We start from the raw sequence: 16,390 nt of genomic DNA, 5'->3' as shown, positions 1-16,390 counted from the left end.
TTTTTTCTTGTACGCTTGAAGATGTAAAATATCTGACTTTTCATTCTCCTCACCCGCTTTCAAATTTCGTGTATAATAGAAGCAGAAGCACCAAGCTGAAACCGACTGTTTGTTTGAAACTGAATGATTCTTCATTCATCCATAAAAAGGAGTGTCCAACATGCGCAAGACGGTCATTGTTTCTTCCGCACGCACCCCGTTTGGGAAGTTCGGCGGTTCCCTGTCCTCGCTTACCGCGACCGACCTCGGCGGCATCGTTATCAAGGAAGCGCTTTCTCGCGCCGGCGTATCGGCTGATCTCGTCGACGAAGTGATCATGGGGATGGTGCTCCAAGGCGGCGCCGGTCAGATTCCGTCCCGCCAAGCAGCGATCAAAGCGGGCCTCTCCTGGGAAGTCCCGACCCAGACGATCAACAAAGTGTGCGCATCCGGCATGCGCGCCGTGACGCTGGCGGATCAGATCATCCGCACGGGCGACGCGGACGTCATCGTGGCGGGCGGCATGGAGTCGATGTCGAACGCGCCGTACATCCTACCGAAGGGTCGGTTTGGCTTGCGCATGGGCGACGGTCAACTCGTAGACCTCATGCAGTACGACGGCTTGCGCTGCGCGTTCCACGACGTGCCGATGGCGGTGCACGGCTCGGTCGTCGCCGACGAATACGACATCTCCCGTGAAGCGCAAGACCAATGGGCGTTGCGCTCGCAACAGCGCGCCGCACAAGCCCGTGAAGCCGGCAGGTTCGCACCTGAGATCGTCCCGGTCGAAATCACCGGCAAAAAAGGCACCACCCTCGTCGAGCACGACGAAGCGATTCGCCCGGAATCCACGCTCGAAGGCTTGGCGGCGCTCAAACCGGTCTTCAAAAAAGACGGCTCGATCACCGCAGGCAACGCGCCGGGCGTCAACGACGGCGCGGGCGCGCTGGTCTTGATGTCGGAGGACAAAGCAAATGAGCAAGGCGTGAAGCCGCTGGCAACCATTCTCGGCCACGCGCAAGTCGGCCAAGACGCGCCGTACATCGCGACAACGCCGGGCCTTGCGATTCAAAAACTGTTGAAAAAGACAGGATATACCTTGGAAGACATCGACTTGTTTGAAGTCAACGAAGCGTTTGCGGCGGTCACCCTCACCTCCGGCAAACTGCTCGGCTGGGACGAGGAGAAAGTCAACGTCAACGGCGGCGCGGTCGCGCTCGGTCATCCGATCGGCGCATCGGGCGCGCGCATCATCGGCGCGCTGATCTACGAACTCCGTCGTCGCGGCGGCGGCCTCGGGATTGCGGCGATCTGCTCCGGCGCGGCGCAGGGTGACGCGATTCTGCTGCAAGTGCATCCCGAGTAATTTTTTTCCGAAACCACCCATCCACTAAAGGGGCGTGCCAAACGCCCCTCCTACATAGGAGGCAGACAATCATGGAAATCCGCAAAGCACTCGTCGTCGGCGCAGGCCAAATGGGCTCCGGCATCGCGCAAGTTTTCGCACAAGCAGGTCTGGAAGTCGTCCTGAACGACATCAAGCCTGAATTCCTCGAACGCGGCATCGCCGTCATCACCAAAAACCTCTCCCGCGACGTGGAAAAAGGCCGCAAGACCGAAGAGGAAAAAGCAGCGGTCCTCGCCCGCATCCACCCGACCACGAACATGGGCGACGCGCACGACGCGCAACTGGCGGTCGAAGCGGCAACCGAGAACATGGAAATCAAGAAAAACATCTTCCGCCAAATGGATGAAGTGCTCCCGACCGGCGCGGTTCTCGCGACCAACACCTCTTCGCTGCCGATCACGGAAATCGCGGCTGTCACCTCCCGCCCGGAACTCGTCATCGGCATGCACTTTATGAACCCGGTTCCGGTCATGAAGCTCGTCGAGATCATCCGCGGTCTCGCCACCACCAACGAAGTCTACGAAGCGATTGAAGACCTGACCAAGAAGATGGACAAAGTGCCGGTCGAAGTCCAAGACTTCCCGGGCTTCGTTTCCAACCGCGTCCTGATGCCGATGATCAACGAAGCGATCTACTGCGTCTACGAAGGCGTGGCGTCGGTTGAAGACGTCGACCAAGTCATGAAGCTCGGCATGAACCACCCGATGGGCCCGCTGACCCTCGCAGACTTCATCGGCCTCGACACCTGCCTCGCGATCATGGAAGTGCTCCATGAAGGCTTCGGCGATTCCAAATACCGTCCGTGCCCGCTGCTGCGCAAGTACGTCAAAGCAGGCTGGCTCGGCAAGAAAACCGGCCGCGGTTTCTACCAGTACTAAGGGAGGCGCAACGAGATGACCTACGAAAACCTGCTGTTTGAAGTCCGCGACCACATCGGCTTCATCACCCTCAACCGTCCGAAATCGCTGAACGCCCTGAACTCCGCGCTTCTGCGCGAACTGGGCCATCTGCTCGACGAAATCAAAACCAACGACGACATCCGTGCCGTCATCTTGACCGGTTCCGGGGAAAAAGCGTTCGCAGCCGGCGCGGACATTTCCGAAATGCAACCGATGACCGCGATCCAAGGCCGCAAGTTCTCAGCAGACGGCATGGACTCGATCACGAAGTTGGAAACCCTGCCGCAGCCGACGATCGCGGCTGTGAACGGCTTTGCGCTGGGCGGCGGCTGTGAAGTCGCGCTGGCGTGCGACCTGCGCATCGCGTCGACCAACGCGAAATTCGGCCAGCCGGAAGTCAACCTCGGCGTGACGCCGGGCTTCGGGGCGACCCAACGCCTGCCGCGCCTCGTCGGAGCGGGCATCGCCAAGGAACTGCTCTTGACCGGCGACACCATCGGCGCCGACCGCGCGTACGAAATCGGCCTCGTCAACCACGTCGTCGAACCGGCGCAACTGATGGACAAAGCGATTGAGATCGCCGCCAAGATGGCAAGCAAAGGCCAACTCTCCGTCCGCATGACGAAGCAAGGCGTCAACGAAGGGATGAACATGGACGTGGAGCGCGGCCTGCAATACGAGACCGAACTGTTCGCTCTCTCCTTCTCCACCGAAGATCAAAAAGAAGGCATGCAAGCGTTCCTTGAAAAGCGCCCTGCGAACTTCCAGGGCAAGTAAGGAGGTCCTATGATGGATTTTCAATTCACCAAAGACCAGCGCGACATGCAACAGATGGTGCGCGATTTCGTCCAAAACGAAATCATCCCGCGCGCTGCAGAGATTGACGCCACCGACAACTTCCCGCGCGATCTGATCACGAAAATGGGAGAACTCGGCCTGATGGGCATCCCGGTTCCCGAAGAGTACGACGGGGTCGGCGCCGACTTCGTCTCCTATATCTCCGCCATCGAAGAGATTTCCTACGGCAGCGCGTCTGTCGGCGTCATCCTCGCCGTGCACACGTCGGTCGGCACCTACCCGATTTTGAATTTCGGCACGGAGGAGCAGAAGCAGAAGTACGTGCCGAAGCTCGCGTCCGCCGAGCTGATCGGCGCGTTCGGCTTGACCGAACCGGGAGCGGGTTCCGACGCGTCGGGCCTGCGCACGCGCGCGGTTCGCGACGGTGACAACTACATTCTCAACGGCTCCAAGATTTTTATCACCAACGGCGAAGTGGCGGACATCTTCAACGTGTTTGCCGTCACCGATCCGGAAAAAGGGGCCAAGGGCGTCACGGCGTTCATCGTCGAACGCGGAACCCCGGGCTTTACAATTGGCAAAAAAGAACACAAAATGGGCATGAACGGCTCGGGTACGGTCGAGTTGATTTTTGACAACGCGGTCGTGCCGGCGTCGCAGCGACTTGGCGAAGAGGGCGAAGGCTTTACAATCGCCATGTCCAACCTCGACGGCGGGCGCATCGGCATCGCGGCGCAAGCGCTGGGGATTGCCCGCGCCGCTTTTGACTACGCGGTGGAATACGCGAAACAGCGCCGCCAGTTCAACAAGTCGATCGTCGACTTCCAAGCGATTCAGTTTATGATCGCCGACATGGCGACCAAGATCGAGGCGGCGCGCCTCTTGACCTACCAAGCGGCGACTCTCCGTCAGCAGGGATTGCCGTGCGGCAAGCAGGCTTCGATGGCGAAGTACTACGCGTCCGACGCGGCGATGAGCATCACCACCGACGCGGTGCAAATCTTCGGCGGCTACGGCTACTCCAAGGAGTTTCCGGTGGAGCGCCTGATGCGCGACGCGAAAGTCACGCAGATTTACGAAGGCACGAACCAAATCCAGCGCGTCGTCGTCTCGAAGCACCTCCTCAAGTAAGCGCAACGATCCCGGCTTACACACGACACGAGAAGATACCAGAAGGGAAGCGACAACCAGATGAATTTCCAACTGACCCAAGACCAACAGGACATCCGCAACCTGGTCCGCGACTTTGCGCTCAACGAAGTCGCGCCGACCGCAGCAGAACGCGATGAGAAAGAAGAATTCTCCCACGAGATTTTCAATAAGATGGCGAAGATCGGCCTGACGGGCATTCCGTGGGGAGAAGAGTACGGCGGTGCGGGCATGGACTACGTGTCGTACGTGATCGCGGTCGAAGAACTCTCCCGCGTCTGCGCATCGACCGGCGTTACGCTCTCCGTGCAAACGTCGCTGGCAGGCTGGCCGATCAACGCGTTCGGCACCGAAGAGCAGAAGCAAAAATACCTGCGCCGTCTCGCGGAAGGCACGTCGATCGGCGCGTACGGCTTGACCGAACCGGGCTCCGGCACCGACGCGGGCGCGATGCGCACCACGGCGGTGGAGAAAGACGACCACTGGCTGCTCAACGGCTCCAAGATCTTCATCACCAACGGCGGCGTGGCGGACATCTACGTGGTCTTCGCCGTCACCGATGCGGAAAAACGCACCCGCGGCGGCATCACCGCGTTCATCGTCGAAGCGTCCTACCCGGGCTTCTCCGTCGGCAAGCATGAGAAGAAACTCGGCATCCGCGCGTCCACGACCACCGAGATCATCTTCGAAGACGTGAAAGTCCCGAAAGAAAACGTGCTCGGCAAAGTCGGCGACGGCTTCAAAGTCGCGATGATGACCCTCGACGGCGGCCGCAACGGCATCGCGGCGCAAGCGCTCGGCATCGCCCAAGGCGCGCTCGACCTCGCGACCGAGTACGCGAAGCAGCGCGAGCAATTCGGCAAACCGATCGCGAACAACCAAGCGATTCAATTCAAACTGGCCGACATGGCGACCGAGATCGAAGCGGCGCGCCTCTTGACCTACCAAGCGGCGTGGCTGGAAAGCAACGGCTTGCCGTACTCCAAGCAATCCGCGATGGCGAAAGTCTTCGCGTCGGAAGTCGCGGTCAAAGCCGCTTCGGAAGCGGTGCAAATCTACGGCGGCTACGGCTTCACCCGCGAATACCCGGTGGAACGCCTCTACCGCGATGCGAAAATCACCCAAATCTACGAAGGTACCAGCGAGGTTCAACGCATGGTCATCTCGCGCTTCCTTCTGAAGGACTGATCCTATGCATGAGCTGGTCGCCCGCATTCTCGCCGGGGACAAACGGGCCGTCGCCCGCGCCATCACCCACATCGAGAATGACGCTTCGGAAAAAAACGCAATCCTGCGCGATCTGCACCCGCACACGGGCCAAGCATTTCTGGTCGGTCTCACCGGGCCGCCGGGCGCGGGCAAAAGTTCGCTGACCGATCGGCTGATCGGCTACTTGCGCCGGGAGTTTGACTACTCGATCGGTGTCGTCGCCGTCGACCCGACCTCGCCGTTCACCGGCGGGGCGATCCTCGGCGACCGCGTGCGCATGGGCACGCACGCCCTCGACCCCAAGGTGTTCATCCGTTCGATGGGCACCCGCGGGTCGCTGGGCGGCTTGTCGCGCGCGACCCAAGAAGCGATCCGCGTGCTCGACGCGTACGGGTGCGACGTGATCTTGATCGAGACGGTCGGCGTCGGGCAATCGGAACTCGACATCATGAACGTCGCCGACTCCACGGTCGTCGTCTTGAATCCGTCGGCGGGTGACCACATCCAGACGATGAAGGCGGGGATTATGGAGATCGCCGACCTGTTTGCGATCAACAAAGCCGACTTGCCGGGCACCGACAAGACGGAGCGCGAACTGCAATACATGCTGGACATGCTCGGCCACATCCCGTGGCGGCCGCCCGTCGTGCGGACGATCTCCCGCGACAACCAAGGCTGCCCGGAACTGTGGGCGGCGGTGCAGAAGCATCGTCAATATCTCCACGACTCCGGCCTCTGGACGGAGCGCCGCCAACAGCGCCGTCAAGAGGAGATCGTCGGCATTGTCGAAGGCACGATTGCGCGCCGTTTGAAAGAGCAGATCTCCGCCGACACCGAGTGGGCGCAGAAACTCGCCCAAGTCGAAGCGGGCGCGCTCGATCCGTATCAACTCGCCGACGAAATGATGCAAAACATTTTAAAGCGGTAAAAAAGGAACCAACCCGTCGCATCGCGAATTTCCCCAACAGGTGTTCGCGTGCAAAGACCCTCTGTCGCCGCGCGTGACGGAGGGTTTTTTGATGCAAAGAACGGAGGTTTTGCGCATGAATTGGGTGCAACAATATCTGGAGCACTTGGGCGTTGTGGCGGAGCGGCCCGATTGGGAGACGCTCGCCAAGCTGACCCAAGCGCATCTCTTGAAGATCCCGTACGAATTGCTGAGCAAGATCCACTATTACAACCACCGCGAAGAGAACGGCTGGCTGGTGCCGCCGGCGGAGGTTTTTGTGGAGAACTTGGTGAGCAAGGGGTGGGGCGGGAACTGCTTCATCTTGAACTTCAACTTCGGGCGGCTGCTCGAAGCGCTCGGCTATGAGCTGGACTACTGCCGGGTCGCGCCGGGGCACATGGCGATACGCGTGCACCTCGACGGAAAAGTCTGGTACACCGACGTCGGCTACGGCGCGCCGACGTACCGCCCGCTGCTGCTCGACGAAGAACCGGATTTCACGTCGCTCTACGGAGAGCGGGTGAAGATCACCAAGCTGGACGAGGGACGTTATGAGATTGAACGCTTCTACTACGAAGACCTCTTCTCGAAGAAGATCATCGAGTGGCAACCGTTGACGATCGCCGACTTTGACGAAGACGTGGCGCTTTCGCACCGCGACGTCGACGACAACTCGTTCATGCGCAGAGCGTCGGCGGACGGGATCAAGTCGGCGTATGAGAAGGTGTGGATCGACACGAACCGCCACTTGCGGATGGACACCAAGGGGCGGCATGAGACGCCGATGCCGGATGTGGAGACGTTTTTGCGCATGTTGCAGGAGACGTTCGGGATTGAGCGCGCCGTCGCAGAAGAAGCGATCGCCTTCGTCCATTCCCCGGAGAGAGGCGTGAAAACCCGCGAACTTGCCGAGCACAACCGACGTCGGTACGGAGGTTAATCGAGAAACCGGATGACGGAACTGAAACATGAAAAACCCTGCGATACGTCGTTGCCGACGAGGTCGCAGGGCTTTTTTTACTTCAAAAACCGGATCGTGAACGGGTAGCGGTACGCTTCGCCGCCGTACGCTTTCACGCCGGCGATGATCAGCAGCACCAGCGTGGCGATGCCGATGATCGGCAGGAGAATCAGCCCGATGAACACCAAGCAGAGAATCCCCGCCACGATCACGTACAGCAACATCGAGATCTGAAAGTTCAACGCTTCCTTGCCTTGGTCGTTCACAAACGCGTGTTGATCCCGCTTCAGCAGCCAGAACACCAGCGGACCGATGATGTTGCCAAACGGGATGATGTACCCGGCAAGCGCCGACAGATGGCACAGCATCGCAAACGTGCGCGCTTCGGGATTGGTTTCGTACATGGCACGTCCCCCTCTCCCTGCCATCTATATGCGGTCAACGGCTGTTTCTGTATTTAAAAAACGCACGGTTCAGCATGAGGATCGATCGTTTGTCCCTCTCACGATACGCCCGTGAGAGTTGGGTTACCAGCCAGCTCGGCATCATCCTTCCCCCTCGTCGTCGTTTGCCTATAGGCTATGCAAACGCGGGGGAAAGCGTGCGTCACTCGGCGATTTGCACGAGGATTTGCGTCAACTCCACGCCCGCCTGCTTCAACAGCTGCACGGCGTAGGGATCGGTGCGGTAGTCGGCTTCGTAATAAATCTGCGAGATGCCGGCTTGGATGATCTGCTTGCTGCACAGCAGGCAGGGGAAGTGCGTCACGTAAATCGCCGCGCCTTCCGTCGAGACGCCGAACTTGGCGCATTGCAAGATCGCGTTCGATTCCGCGTGAATCGTGCGGATGCAGTGTCCGTCCACGACGTAGCAGCCTTTGTCCTGGCAGTGCACGTCGCCGGAGACGCTGCCGTTGTATCCGGTGGAGATGATCCGTTTGTCGCGCACGATGACCGCTCCGACATGCAGCCGGTCGCACGTCGCGCGGGTGGCCACCATGCGTGCCTGATCCATAAAGTATTCGTTCCAAGGTTTGCGCATCTCACCAGTACCTCCTCATGGGGAATCTACATGTCTATTCTACCTCTCGTGAAAATAGGTGTCGAACACCAGATTTCTTTCCGACAAATCGCCGCACTTCCGCGACAATTCGAGCCGAAACGGGACAGGGGCGTTTTTTGAAGGCTTCTTGAACGAGCGCGGGTTCGATGCGGCTAGGGGAGCGGATGTTCGTGTACAAGAAGAGAATTCCGTGTCGGAAATTTCCCGAGGGCGGGTGCGCGAACCGACAAACAATTCAGAGGAGACATGCTATCCTGAACGTACAAATTTCGGAAACGGGATGGTGGGAACAGAATGTGGAAGAGATTTTTCCAACGTGGTGACAGTGGACAAGCAGCAACGGCAACTTCCGCAGGGATCGAGAAGTTGCCAAACCGCCTCGGCGTGAAGCTGGCGGGGGTGCAAGCGTACCTCGGACGAACCTCGACGATCTTGACGGTCATGGCGTTCTTCCTCGGGCGGGCGATGATTTTGGGGGAACTCTCGCCGTTTGCGATCGCGTTTTACGCCGTGGTGCTGCGGTTGAAACGCTCGGCCGCCCGCCCGGTACTCGGGGCGTTGATCCTCGGATCGTTCACGACAAACGGACTGTTCTCCATCTGGCCGATCTTGGTGCTGGCGCTGCTCGGCTACCGATTCGTCTACGGCCTGTTGAGCAAGAAAAAAGCCCTGACGCTTGGCACCGTGCCGTTTGTCGTCTTCCTCGTCGACAGCGCGGTACGGTTGGCGGGACACACGGCGACCGGCGACATGAACTCGTACGGGCTGATGATGAGCCTCGTCGACGGATTCCTCTCGATGGTGCTGACGTTGATTTTCATCCAGTCCCTGCCGATCTTCACCTTCCAGCGCGGCGTGAAGGAGTTGCGCAACGAAGAGATCGTCTGCCTCGTCATCTTGCTCGCGTCGATGCTGACCGGCTTGCACGGCCTGCACCTCGGGCTACTCTCGTTTGAAAATGTGTTCTCCCGCTACCTGATCATGCTCTTCGCGCTGATCGGCGGCGCGGGGGTGGCGGCGGGCGTCGGCGTGGTGACGGGGATCATCCTCACGATGGCGAGCTTGATGGCCGCCACGCAAATCGGGTTGCTCGCGTTCTCCGGCCTGCTTGCCGGGCTCCTGCGCGATGTCAGGAAAATCGGCGTCGGCATCGGCTTTGGACTCGGCGCGGCGATCTTGACAGTCTATGTGAACGATTCGAGCTCGATTGTGGTGGCGCTCGAAGAATCGGCGGCGGCGTTTGCGATGCTGCTGCTCACCCCGAAGAACTTCATCGACCAAGTCTCCCGCTACGTGCCGGGCACGCACCAGCACTCGCTGTCCCAACAGGACTACGCCCGCCGCATCCGCGAGCTGATGGCGATGCGCATCCGCGAAGTGTCGAGCGTCTTCCAAGAGCTCTCCCGCACGTTTGCACAGATCTCCAGCGCCCAGCAAAAAGCGGCGGTGCAAGACGAAGTGATGAACAAAACGTTTCAATCCGCAGCCACGCAAGTCTGCAAAGGCTGTTTCAAACAAGAGCAATGCTGGGAGAAAAACTTCTACCAAACGTACCGAGCCCTCTTCGACACGGTGACGCTGATCGACATCGAGGGCGGGATTGCCAAGGGCGACATTCCGAAGGAACTCACGAAGTTCTGCGTCAAAACGGACGCGATGATCCCGGCGCTGACCGGCGCCGTGGAAATTTCCAAGCGCGACATGCAGTGGCAAAACCAACTGGCGGACTCGCGCAACATGGTGGCGGAGCAGTTGGTCGGCATCTCCTCGATCATGGCGGACTTGGCGCAGGAGATTCGCAAGGAAAACCACGTCTCCGCCGATCACGAAGAGCACATCGTCGCAGCGCTTGAGCATCTCGGGCTGTCGATTCGCTCCGTGGACATCGTATCGCTTGAAGTGGGCAAAGTGGAGATTGAAGTGACTTCGACCGGAGCGACTTCGGCGGACGAAGGGGAAAAACTGATCGCGCCGCTGCTCTCGGAAGTGCTCGGCGAGAACATCGTCGTGACGAACAAACGCTATTGGGAGGATGAAAACGGCGTGACCATGACGCTCTCTTCCGCGAAGCTATACCACATCGAAACGGGAATCGCCTCCGCCGCCAAGGACGGGCGGATGCACTGCGGCGATTCGTTCACGGCGCTGGACGTCGGCAACGGAAAGTTCGCCGTGGCGGTCAGCGACGGCATGGGCAACGGCGAGCGGGCGATGCAGGAATCGAGTGCGGCGATTCGCCTGCTCCAACAGTTGTTGAAGGCGGGCTTTGACGAGCAGTTGGCGATCAAGACGGTGAACTCCGTGCTGCTCTTGCGCTCGCAGGACGAAATCTTCACGACGATGGACTTGGCGTTGATCGACATGTTCACGGCGAAAACGGAGTTCCTCAAGATCGGCTCGGCACCCTCGTTCATCAAGCGGCACGGCAAAGTCAACACGATCTCCGGCGAGAACATCCCGATCGGCATCTTGCAGGAGATCGACATCCAGACGGTGGAGGAGGAGTTGCAGGAAGGCGACTTGTTGATTTTGATGTCGGACGGCATCTTCGACGCGCCGAAGCACACCGATGATAAGGAAGGGTGGCTCAAGAAGAAGATCGAGGACTTTGAGAGCAACGACCCGCAAGAGATCGCCGACATGCTGGTGGAGCTCGCGGTGCGCATCAACCACGGCAAGATCATCGACGACATGACCGTCCTCGTCGCCCGCGTCGCCAAGTACAAACCGGAATGGGCGACGATCCGTCTCCCCGGCGTGCAAAAACTCAAGCGCAAGGGCGGGCAAGTGCTGCCCGATCCGGACAAGCTGGTGCCGATGACGTAAAGCGATCCGCAGGAATGCGATCTGCATGGAAAAAAGGCTCTCCCGCGCGGAGGGTCTTTTTCATGTTTGAATTCTAGCACTTCCGGGAATACTACTAGTAACTATGCCTTGGAGGGGTGGAACTATGTGGAAGAATGTGACGATGAAACAGATCTTGCTGATTACGGACGGGTGCTCGAACCGGGGAAGCAATCCGGTGGAAGCGGCGACATTTGCCAGAAAGCTCGGCATCGCCGTCAACGTGGTCGGGATCGTCGACGGCGGTGATTTGAACTCGGCGGGTCGTCAGGAAGTCCAAGCGATCGCCGAAGCGGGCGGCGGCGTCTCGCGCATCGTGGAAGCGCGTCAACTCGCGATGACGATGCAGATGGTCACCAAGCACACCGTGCAGATGACGATCCAGCAAGTCGTCAACAAAGAGCTGCGCCAACTGATGGGCACCGACGCGGACGGCCTTCCGCCGGAGAAGCGCAGCGACGTGGCGGAGATGGTCGACAAACTCGGAGACGAAGCCGCGCTGCAACTGGTGGTCGTCATCGACACCAGCGCTTCCATGCACGACAAACTCCCGACTGTCCGCGAAGCGATCCGCGACCTGAAAATCGGCCTCGACGTCCGCAAAGGCCAACACCAAGCCGCCATCCTCACGTTCCCGGGCCAACAGGGCGAAGACGTTTCGGTCGTCGCCGACTTCACGCAACAAGCCAACCTCGTCGACTTGATGAACGCCCTGCGCGCGAACGGCGGCACGCCGACCGGCCCCGCGATTGAAAAAGCGACGCGCATGCTTTCCCAGCAACTGATCGAACGACCCGCCAATCGGGAGGATGATGGAGATGGCGACATGGCAGCCTACGTGGTCTGATCCTTTTTTTCAGAAGGGGCAGGTCATCACCGGTCTTTGGAACAAAAAGCGCTACCGCATCGACGGGATGCTCGGCAGCGGCGCCAACGGCGAAGTGTACCGCGTTTCTTCTGAAGGGCAATCGTACGCGCTGAAAGTGTCCGCGCAAGCTCCCGAGATTTCGCTCGAACATAAAATTCTCAAACAACTCCAGGGGGTGGCTCGAGGCTCGGACCTCGGGCCGCTCATCTTTGATTTGGACGATGTGCAGACCCAGCGGGGCAAGGCGTTTTTTTACGTCATGGAATGGGTGCAAGGCACCGACCTGCCCGACTTTCTTCAAAAGAGAGGGCCGCACTGGACGCCGGTTTTGCTGCTCCAACTGTGCACGTACCTCGAACGCCTGCACAAGCAAGGCTATTGCTTCGGCGACCTCAAAGCGGAAAACTGCCTCGTAAACGAAGACCGGGGCGTCGTCCGCCTCGTCGATTTCGGCGGCGTGACCGAGTTCGGGCGCGGGGTGAAGGAATACACCGAGTGGTACGACCGCGCGTGGTGGGGCCAAGGCAGCCGTTTGTCGGAAGAGAGCTATGACGTGTTTGCGCTCTCGATGCTCGCCGTCCAACTGATCGCGCCGGAAGCGCGCAAGAGCGTGCAGCAGATCGGCCCGAACTACTCGCTTCTGAAAAAAGCGATCGTCAGCGACCCGCGCTTTGAAAACTGGCGGGGGCTGTTCAAAGGGGTGTGGGACGGCCGCATCCGCACCGTGGCGTCGCTGCGGGAAGCGCTCTCGCCGCTGGTCAAGCGCAGCGTTGAGATCGAAAAAAAGATCAAAAGCAAACAAAAACGCCGCCGCGATTGGACCGATTGGCTGTTGCTCGGTTCGGCGGCGGTGTTGGTGTTGGTTTTTTGTCAATTTCTCCTCTTCTAAGGAAGAAGGAATGTCCGTCCTTGACACGAAGTTGTACGGGAATAAGCAAGTGGAACCACTTTGGTAGAGACAGGATGGATGCTCATGAGCAGCGGGCAAGGCCAAGACCGGGTGCTCGACCTCTGTTTGCGCGCAGGAGATCTCATGTTGAAGCACGGGGCGGAAACGTCGCGTGTGGAAGAGACGATCGTGCGCGTGGGGCGAGCGTCCGGAGCGAAGTTGGTACATAGTTTTGTGACGCCGACGGGGATCTTCATCTCCGTGGGCACGTTCGGGGCGGAAAAAACCGGCCTGATCCGTATCAGAAGCACTTCCGCGATCAACCTGTACAAAGTCCACGAGGTCAACGACCTCTCCCGTAGATTCGAACGCGGGCAATTGACGATCGACGAAATGTTTGACCGCTTGGACGCGATCGATCAAGCGCCGCCGCACTATCGCATCCGCTACCAGCACTTGGCGGCGGCGATGTCGAGCGGCGCGTTCACGATTCTGTTTGGCGGCGGCTGGACGGAATTTCTGATCGGTTCGGTCTGCGGCTGGCTCAGCAACACGACGATGGAAGCGATGCACGAGAGCGTCCCCCGCTTTCTGCGCGTGTTCATCGCGGCGCTGGTCGGCGTGCTCGTCGCTGCTTTTTCCGTGAAGAGCGGCTTCTCCGGGAACTTGGAGGCGGCTGTCATCGGCGCGGTGATTCCGCTGGTGCCGGGGTTGAGCTTGACCAACTCGATCCGCGACTTGATGGCGGGCGAGCTGCTCTCCGGCGTGGCGCGGGCGAGTGAAGCGACGTTGACGGCGTTTGCGATCGCTGTGGCGGTCGCGTTGGTGCTGTCGTTTGTCGCCGTCGGCGTCGAGGTGGCACCATGACCATTCCGTACACGTGGGAACAAATTCCGCATCTGCTCTTGTTGTTGTTGATGAGTTGGATTGCGACGTTCGGGTACGCGATTCTCTATCATGTGCCCAAACGCGCTTCGCTGTGGGTCGGGCTGATCGGCATGGGGGCGTGGATCACTCAAGACATCTCGATGCGCTGGGGCGTGTCGGCGGTGGGGGCTGCGTTTCTCGGCGGGTTGGTCGTTTCGGTGCTCAGCGAACTGTTTGCCCGCAAACTGCGCATGCCGGTCATCGTGTTTGTCGTCGGCGGCATCGTGCCGCTGGTGCCGGGGTCTTCGGCGTTTCGCACGATGCGCGAATTTGTGACCGGACACCAACTGCAGGGCTTGGCGCAAGGGACGAACACGTTCTTGATCGCCAGCGCCATCTCCGCCGGCCTCGTCATCGCCGGCACGATCATGCGCTTGGACAGGAGGAAACGCTATGAAAAGCCATCCGGTGATCGATTCGGTACGCCGGACGGTCGCTGATCATCATCTGCTGACGTCTGGGGACAAAGTTCTCGTCGCCGTCTCCGGCGGTGTGGACTCGATGGTGCTTTTGGACGTGCTCTGCAAATTGCAGGACGAACTCGCGATCACCGTGCTCGCCGCTCATGTCGACCACGGGCTGCGCGGTGAGGAGTCGCGGGGCGATCGGGCGTTTGTGGAGCGGGAAGCGGGCTTGCGGGGAGTTGAGGTTTTTTCCGAGAGCTTTGATGTGAAAGCGTACGCGCAGGAGCGCGGGCTGTCCACGCAGGCGGCGGCGCGAGAGGTGCGATACGGATTTTTGGAGCGGGTGGCGGAAGAGACGGGAGCCAAGCGCATCGCGACGGCGCATCATGCGGACGACCAAGCGGAGACCGTACTGATGAATCTGTTGCGCGGAACGTCTGTCCGGGGGCTTGGGGGCATTCCGGTGCGGCGCTTGGACGAAGGCGGCGCGCGGGAAGTGATTCGGCCGTTGTTTGACGTCTGGAGGCGGGACATCGCATCATACGCGCAGGACTTTGGAATCCTGTATCGAGAGGACTCATCGAATGCATCAACCCATTACCTGCGCAATAAGATACGTATACACCTTCTTCCCGAACTCGCCCGCGAGTACAACGGGGGGGTAAAGTCCCACCTCGTCCAGTTGGCAGAGCAGGCTCGCGAAGATGACCGTTATCTGAACGGGTTGGCACAGCGGGAATTCCGGCAGGTTTGCCGGATGGAGTCGCCGGGGAGAATTTCAGCAGATGTGCGGCTTCTCGGTGTGAGCCCGCTTCCTTTACAACGCCGGGTAATTACACTAATATTATATTATCTGCGCGGACATACCAGAGTGTGGGAGCAGGTACATATCGAGAGCATCCGCTCTCTGCTTTCAAATCGCTATCCGAGCGCGGAAGTGCATCTTCCGCACGGGGTCGTCGCTCGACGGGAGTACGACCGGCTTCTTTTTACCCATGAGGACGATCGGTGCGAAAGTCCGCATGGGTCGGCAGTCCCCGATGCGCCTTACGAACTGACGAGACACGGACGTCATGAACTCCCGGAATTCGGGATGGCGTTTCATGTGGAGGAAGTCGAAGGTGCGCCTTCGCGTCCCAAGGATGCGTGGGTCGCCCATTTCGATGCTGATGAACTTGCCGGTTCTCGCATATACATACGGTCAAGGGCGACCGGAGACACGCTTCGACCGCTCGGTCTGCAGGGGAGCAAGCTTCTCAGCGACGTGTTTGTGGACCGCAAAGTTCCCAAAGCCCGCCGCGAGACTTGGCCGTTGCTTTGCATCAATGACTCCATCGCGTGGGTCGTCGGACTTACGCGCGGGCAAGCGGGACTGGTGACACCGGAGACACGGCGCACGCTCGTCATCCGGGCCGAACGTCTCGCGTAGGCTACAGCAAGACGCGAATGCAGCGACCCGTTTTCAGGAGGTTATCGTAGACCATGCATACAGACGTACTTGAGATTTTGTTTTCCGAAGAAGCGGTGACAGAGCGCGTCCGTCAACTCGGAGCGGACATCACCCGCGATTATGAAGGCAAGAACCCGCTGGTCATCGGCATTTTGAAAGGGGCAACCCTGTTCATGGCCGAACTGGTCAAGCGGATTGATCTTCCCGTCCAGATGGACTTCATGGCGGTCTCCTCGTACGGGCAATCCTCCGAATCGAGCGGCGTGGTCCGGATTTTGAAAGACCTCGACCAATCGATCGAAGGCCGTGACGTGATCATCGTAGAGGACATCATCGACACGGGTCTGACGCTGATCTATCTGAAAAACCTCTTGGAACAGCGCAAGGCCGCATCGGTCAAACTGGTTTCGCTCTTGGATAAACCCGATCGCCACAAAGTGGAGATTCAGGCGGATTATCTTGGCTTTACCGTCCCTGACCACTTTATTGTAGGCTACGGCCTTGATTACGCGGAACGATACCGCAATCTGCCCTACATCGGGGTGCTGAAACCGGAAGTCTACCAATCCTAGCACGGTGCCGAGAGGAGGTATG

General features: G+C 59.5%; 17 protein-coding genes. 14 read left to right on the top strand and 3 right to left on the bottom strand.

Annotated elements, in window-relative coordinates:
• Window positions 1-160 precede the first annotated feature (160 nt).
• The 7 genes from EL26_RS10030 to EL26_RS10000 all read left to right on the top strand — a co-directional run bounded on the left by EL26_RS10030 (window position 161) and on the right by EL26_RS10000 (window position 7,331).
• Window positions 161-1,345, top strand: coding sequence for an acetyl-CoA C-acetyltransferase (locus EL26_RS10030; RefSeq protein WP_038087652.1), 1,185 nt, complete (start codon window positions 161-163; stop codon window positions 1,343-1,345).
• Between the two features lie 71 nt (window positions 1,346-1,416).
• On the top strand, window positions 1,417-2,265 hold the full coding sequence (locus EL26_RS10025) for a 3-hydroxybutyryl-CoA dehydrogenase (protein ID WP_038087650.1): 849 nt from the start codon (window positions 1,417-1,419) through the stop codon (window positions 2,263-2,265).
• 15 nt (window positions 2,266-2,280) lie between these two features.
• The gene (locus EL26_RS10020; protein ID WP_038087647.1) at window positions 2,281-3,063 is read left to right on the top strand and encodes an enoyl-CoA hydratase-related protein; all 783 of its coding nucleotides are present in this window, start codon (window positions 2,281-2,283) and stop codon (window positions 3,061-3,063) included.
• 12 nt (window positions 3,064-3,075) lie between these two features.
• Window positions 3,076-4,215, top strand: a complete 1,140-nt coding sequence (locus EL26_RS10015; RefSeq protein WP_038087642.1) for an acyl-CoA dehydrogenase — start codon at window positions 3,076-3,078, stop codon at window positions 4,213-4,215.
• A gap of 60 nt (window positions 4,216-4,275) precedes the next feature.
• Window positions 4,276-5,421: an acyl-CoA dehydrogenase gene (locus EL26_RS10010; RefSeq protein ID WP_038087638.1), complete on the top strand. Its 1,146-nt coding sequence runs from the start codon at window positions 4,276-4,278 to the stop codon at window positions 5,419-5,421.
• 4 nt (window positions 5,422-5,425) lie between these two features.
• Complete coding sequence (gene meaB, locus EL26_RS10005; protein ID WP_038087635.1) at window positions 5,426-6,370, top strand: methylmalonyl Co-A mutase-associated GTPase MeaB; 945 nt, start codon at window positions 5,426-5,428, stop codon at window positions 6,368-6,370.
• A gap of 115 nt (window positions 6,371-6,485) precedes the next feature.
• Window positions 6,486-7,331, top strand: a complete 846-nt coding sequence (locus EL26_RS10000; protein WP_161780704.1) for an arylamine N-acetyltransferase — start codon at window positions 6,486-6,488, stop codon at window positions 7,329-7,331.
• 77 nt (window positions 7,332-7,408) lie between these two features.
• Here EL26_RS10000 and EL26_RS09995 read toward each other — a convergent pair whose 3' ends face one another.
• The 3 genes from EL26_RS09995 to EL26_RS09990 are packed head-to-tail and all read right to left on the bottom strand — an operon-like array spanning window position 7,409 to window position 8,393.
• Window positions 7,409-7,756, bottom strand: coding sequence for a DUF4870 domain-containing protein (locus tag EL26_RS09995; protein ID WP_038087632.1), 348 nt, complete (start codon window positions 7,754-7,756; stop codon window positions 7,409-7,411).
• A 34-nt stretch (window positions 7,757-7,790) separates the two neighbouring features.
• Entirely contained in the window at window positions 7,791-7,898 is a 108-nt protein-coding gene (cmpA, locus tag EL26_RS24940; protein ID WP_152559227.1) for a cortex morphogenetic protein CmpA, read from the bottom strand.
• Window positions 7,899-7,958: 60 nt separating this feature from the next.
• Complete coding sequence (locus EL26_RS09990; RefSeq protein ID WP_038087628.1) at window positions 7,959-8,393, bottom strand: ComE operon protein 2; 435 nt, start codon at window positions 8,391-8,393, stop codon at window positions 7,959-7,961.
• Window positions 8,394-8,708: 315 nt separating this feature from the next.
• On the opposite strand from EL26_RS09990, the gene spoIIE reads away from it, so the two are divergent.
• The 7 genes from spoIIE to hpt all read left to right on the top strand — a co-directional run bounded on the left by spoIIE (window position 8,709) and on the right by hpt (window position 16,368).
• The gene (gene spoIIE, locus EL26_RS09985) at window positions 8,709-11,240 is read left to right on the top strand and encodes a stage II sporulation protein E (protein WP_052036211.1); all 2,532 of its coding nucleotides are present in this window, start codon (window positions 8,709-8,711) and stop codon (window positions 11,238-11,240) included.
• Window positions 11,241-11,364: 124 nt separating this feature from the next.
• Window positions 11,365-12,105, top strand: a complete 741-nt coding sequence (locus EL26_RS09980) for a vWA domain-containing protein (RefSeq protein ID WP_038087626.1) — start codon at window positions 11,365-11,367, stop codon at window positions 12,103-12,105.
• On the top strand, window positions 12,077-13,015 hold the full coding sequence (locus EL26_RS09975; RefSeq protein WP_052036210.1) for a protein kinase domain-containing protein: 939 nt from the start codon (window positions 12,077-12,079) through the stop codon (window positions 13,013-13,015). Before EL26_RS09980 ends, EL26_RS09975 begins: the two co-directional genes overlap by 29 nt.
• 84 nt (window positions 13,016-13,099) lie before the next feature.
• Window positions 13,100-13,882 carry a threonine/serine exporter family protein gene (locus EL26_RS09970; RefSeq protein WP_161780703.1) on the top strand — a complete coding sequence of 261 codons (783 nt, stop codon included), beginning with the start codon at window positions 13,100-13,102 and terminating at the stop codon, window positions 13,880-13,882.
• Entirely contained in the window at window positions 13,879-14,382 is a 504-nt protein-coding gene (locus EL26_RS09965) for a threonine/serine exporter family protein (protein WP_052036209.1), read from the top strand. The genes EL26_RS09970 and EL26_RS09965 overlap by 4 nt, the downstream gene beginning before the upstream one ends.
• A complete protein-coding gene (gene tilS, locus EL26_RS23665) occupies window positions 14,336-15,775 on the top strand; it encodes a tRNA lysidine(34) synthetase TilS (RefSeq protein WP_052036208.1) in 1,440 nt (479 codons plus the stop codon). The genes EL26_RS09965 and tilS overlap by 47 nt, the downstream gene beginning before the upstream one ends.
• A gap of 53 nt (window positions 15,776-15,828) precedes the next feature.
• On the top strand, window positions 15,829-16,368 hold the full coding sequence (gene hpt / locus EL26_RS09950; protein WP_038087615.1) for a hypoxanthine phosphoribosyltransferase: 540 nt from the start codon (window positions 15,829-15,831) through the stop codon (window positions 16,366-16,368).
• Window positions 16,369-16,390: the final 22 nt, after the last annotated feature.

This window comes from Tumebacillus flagellatus, from assembly GCF_000714935.1.
Classification (GTDB): Bacteria; Bacillota; Bacilli; order Tumebacillales; family Tumebacillaceae; genus Tumebacillus; species Tumebacillus flagellatus.
The sequence above is the reverse complement of the archived record's forward strand: the minus strand, read 5'-3'. Positions and strand labels throughout refer to the sequence as shown.

Excerpts from the sequence above, each read along its gene's own strand:
- EL26_RS10030 (WP_038087652.1), top strand. The coding sequence starts at position 161 with ATGCGCAAGACGGTCATTGTTTCTTCCGCACGCACCCCGTTTGGGAAG.
- EL26_RS10025 (WP_038087650.1), top strand. The coding sequence starts at position 1,417 with ATGGAAATCCGCAAAGCACTCGTCGTCGGCGCAGGCCAAATGGGCTCC.
- EL26_RS10020 (WP_038087647.1), top strand. The coding sequence starts at position 2,281 with ATGACCTACGAAAACCTGCTGTTTGAAGTCCGCGACCACATCGGCTTC.
- EL26_RS10015 (WP_038087642.1), top strand. The coding sequence starts at position 3,076 with ATGGATTTTCAATTCACCAAAGACCAGCGCGACATGCAACAGATGGTG.
- EL26_RS10010 (WP_038087638.1), top strand. The coding sequence starts at position 4,276 with ATGAATTTCCAACTGACCCAAGACCAACAGGACATCCGCAACCTGGTC.
- meaB (WP_038087635.1), top strand. The coding sequence starts at position 5,426 with ATGCATGAGCTGGTCGCCCGCATTCTCGCCGGGGACAAACGGGCCGTC.
- EL26_RS10000 (WP_161780704.1), top strand. The coding sequence starts at position 6,486 with ATGAATTGGGTGCAACAATATCTGGAGCACTTGGGCGTTGTGGCGGAG.
- EL26_RS09995 (WP_038087632.1), bottom strand. The coding sequence starts at position 7,756 with ATGTACGAAACCAATCCCGAAGCGCGCACGTTTGCGATGCTGTGCCAT.
- cmpA (WP_152559227.1), bottom strand. The coding sequence starts at position 7,898 with ATGCCGAGCTGGCTGGTAACCCAACTCTCACGGGCGTATCGTGAGAGG.
- EL26_RS09990 (WP_038087628.1), bottom strand. The coding sequence starts at position 8,393 with ATGCGCAAACCTTGGAACGAATACTTTATGGATCAGGCACGCATGGTG.
- spoIIE (WP_052036211.1), top strand. The coding sequence starts at position 8,709 with ATGTGGAAGAGATTTTTCCAACGTGGTGACAGTGGACAAGCAGCAACG.
- EL26_RS09980 (WP_038087626.1), top strand. The coding sequence starts at position 11,365 with ATGTGGAAGAATGTGACGATGAAACAGATCTTGCTGATTACGGACGGG.
- EL26_RS09975 (WP_052036210.1), top strand. The coding sequence starts at position 12,077 with ATGGCGACATGGCAGCCTACGTGGTCTGATCCTTTTTTTCAGAAGGGG.
- EL26_RS09970 (WP_161780703.1), top strand. The coding sequence starts at position 13,100 with ATGAGCAGCGGGCAAGGCCAAGACCGGGTGCTCGACCTCTGTTTGCGC.
- EL26_RS09965 (WP_052036209.1), top strand. The coding sequence starts at position 13,879 with ATGACCATTCCGTACACGTGGGAACAAATTCCGCATCTGCTCTTGTTG.
- tilS (WP_052036208.1), top strand. The coding sequence starts at position 14,336 with ATGAAAAGCCATCCGGTGATCGATTCGGTACGCCGGACGGTCGCTGAT.
- hpt (WP_038087615.1), top strand. The coding sequence starts at position 15,829 with ATGCATACAGACGTACTTGAGATTTTGTTTTCCGAAGAAGCGGTGACA.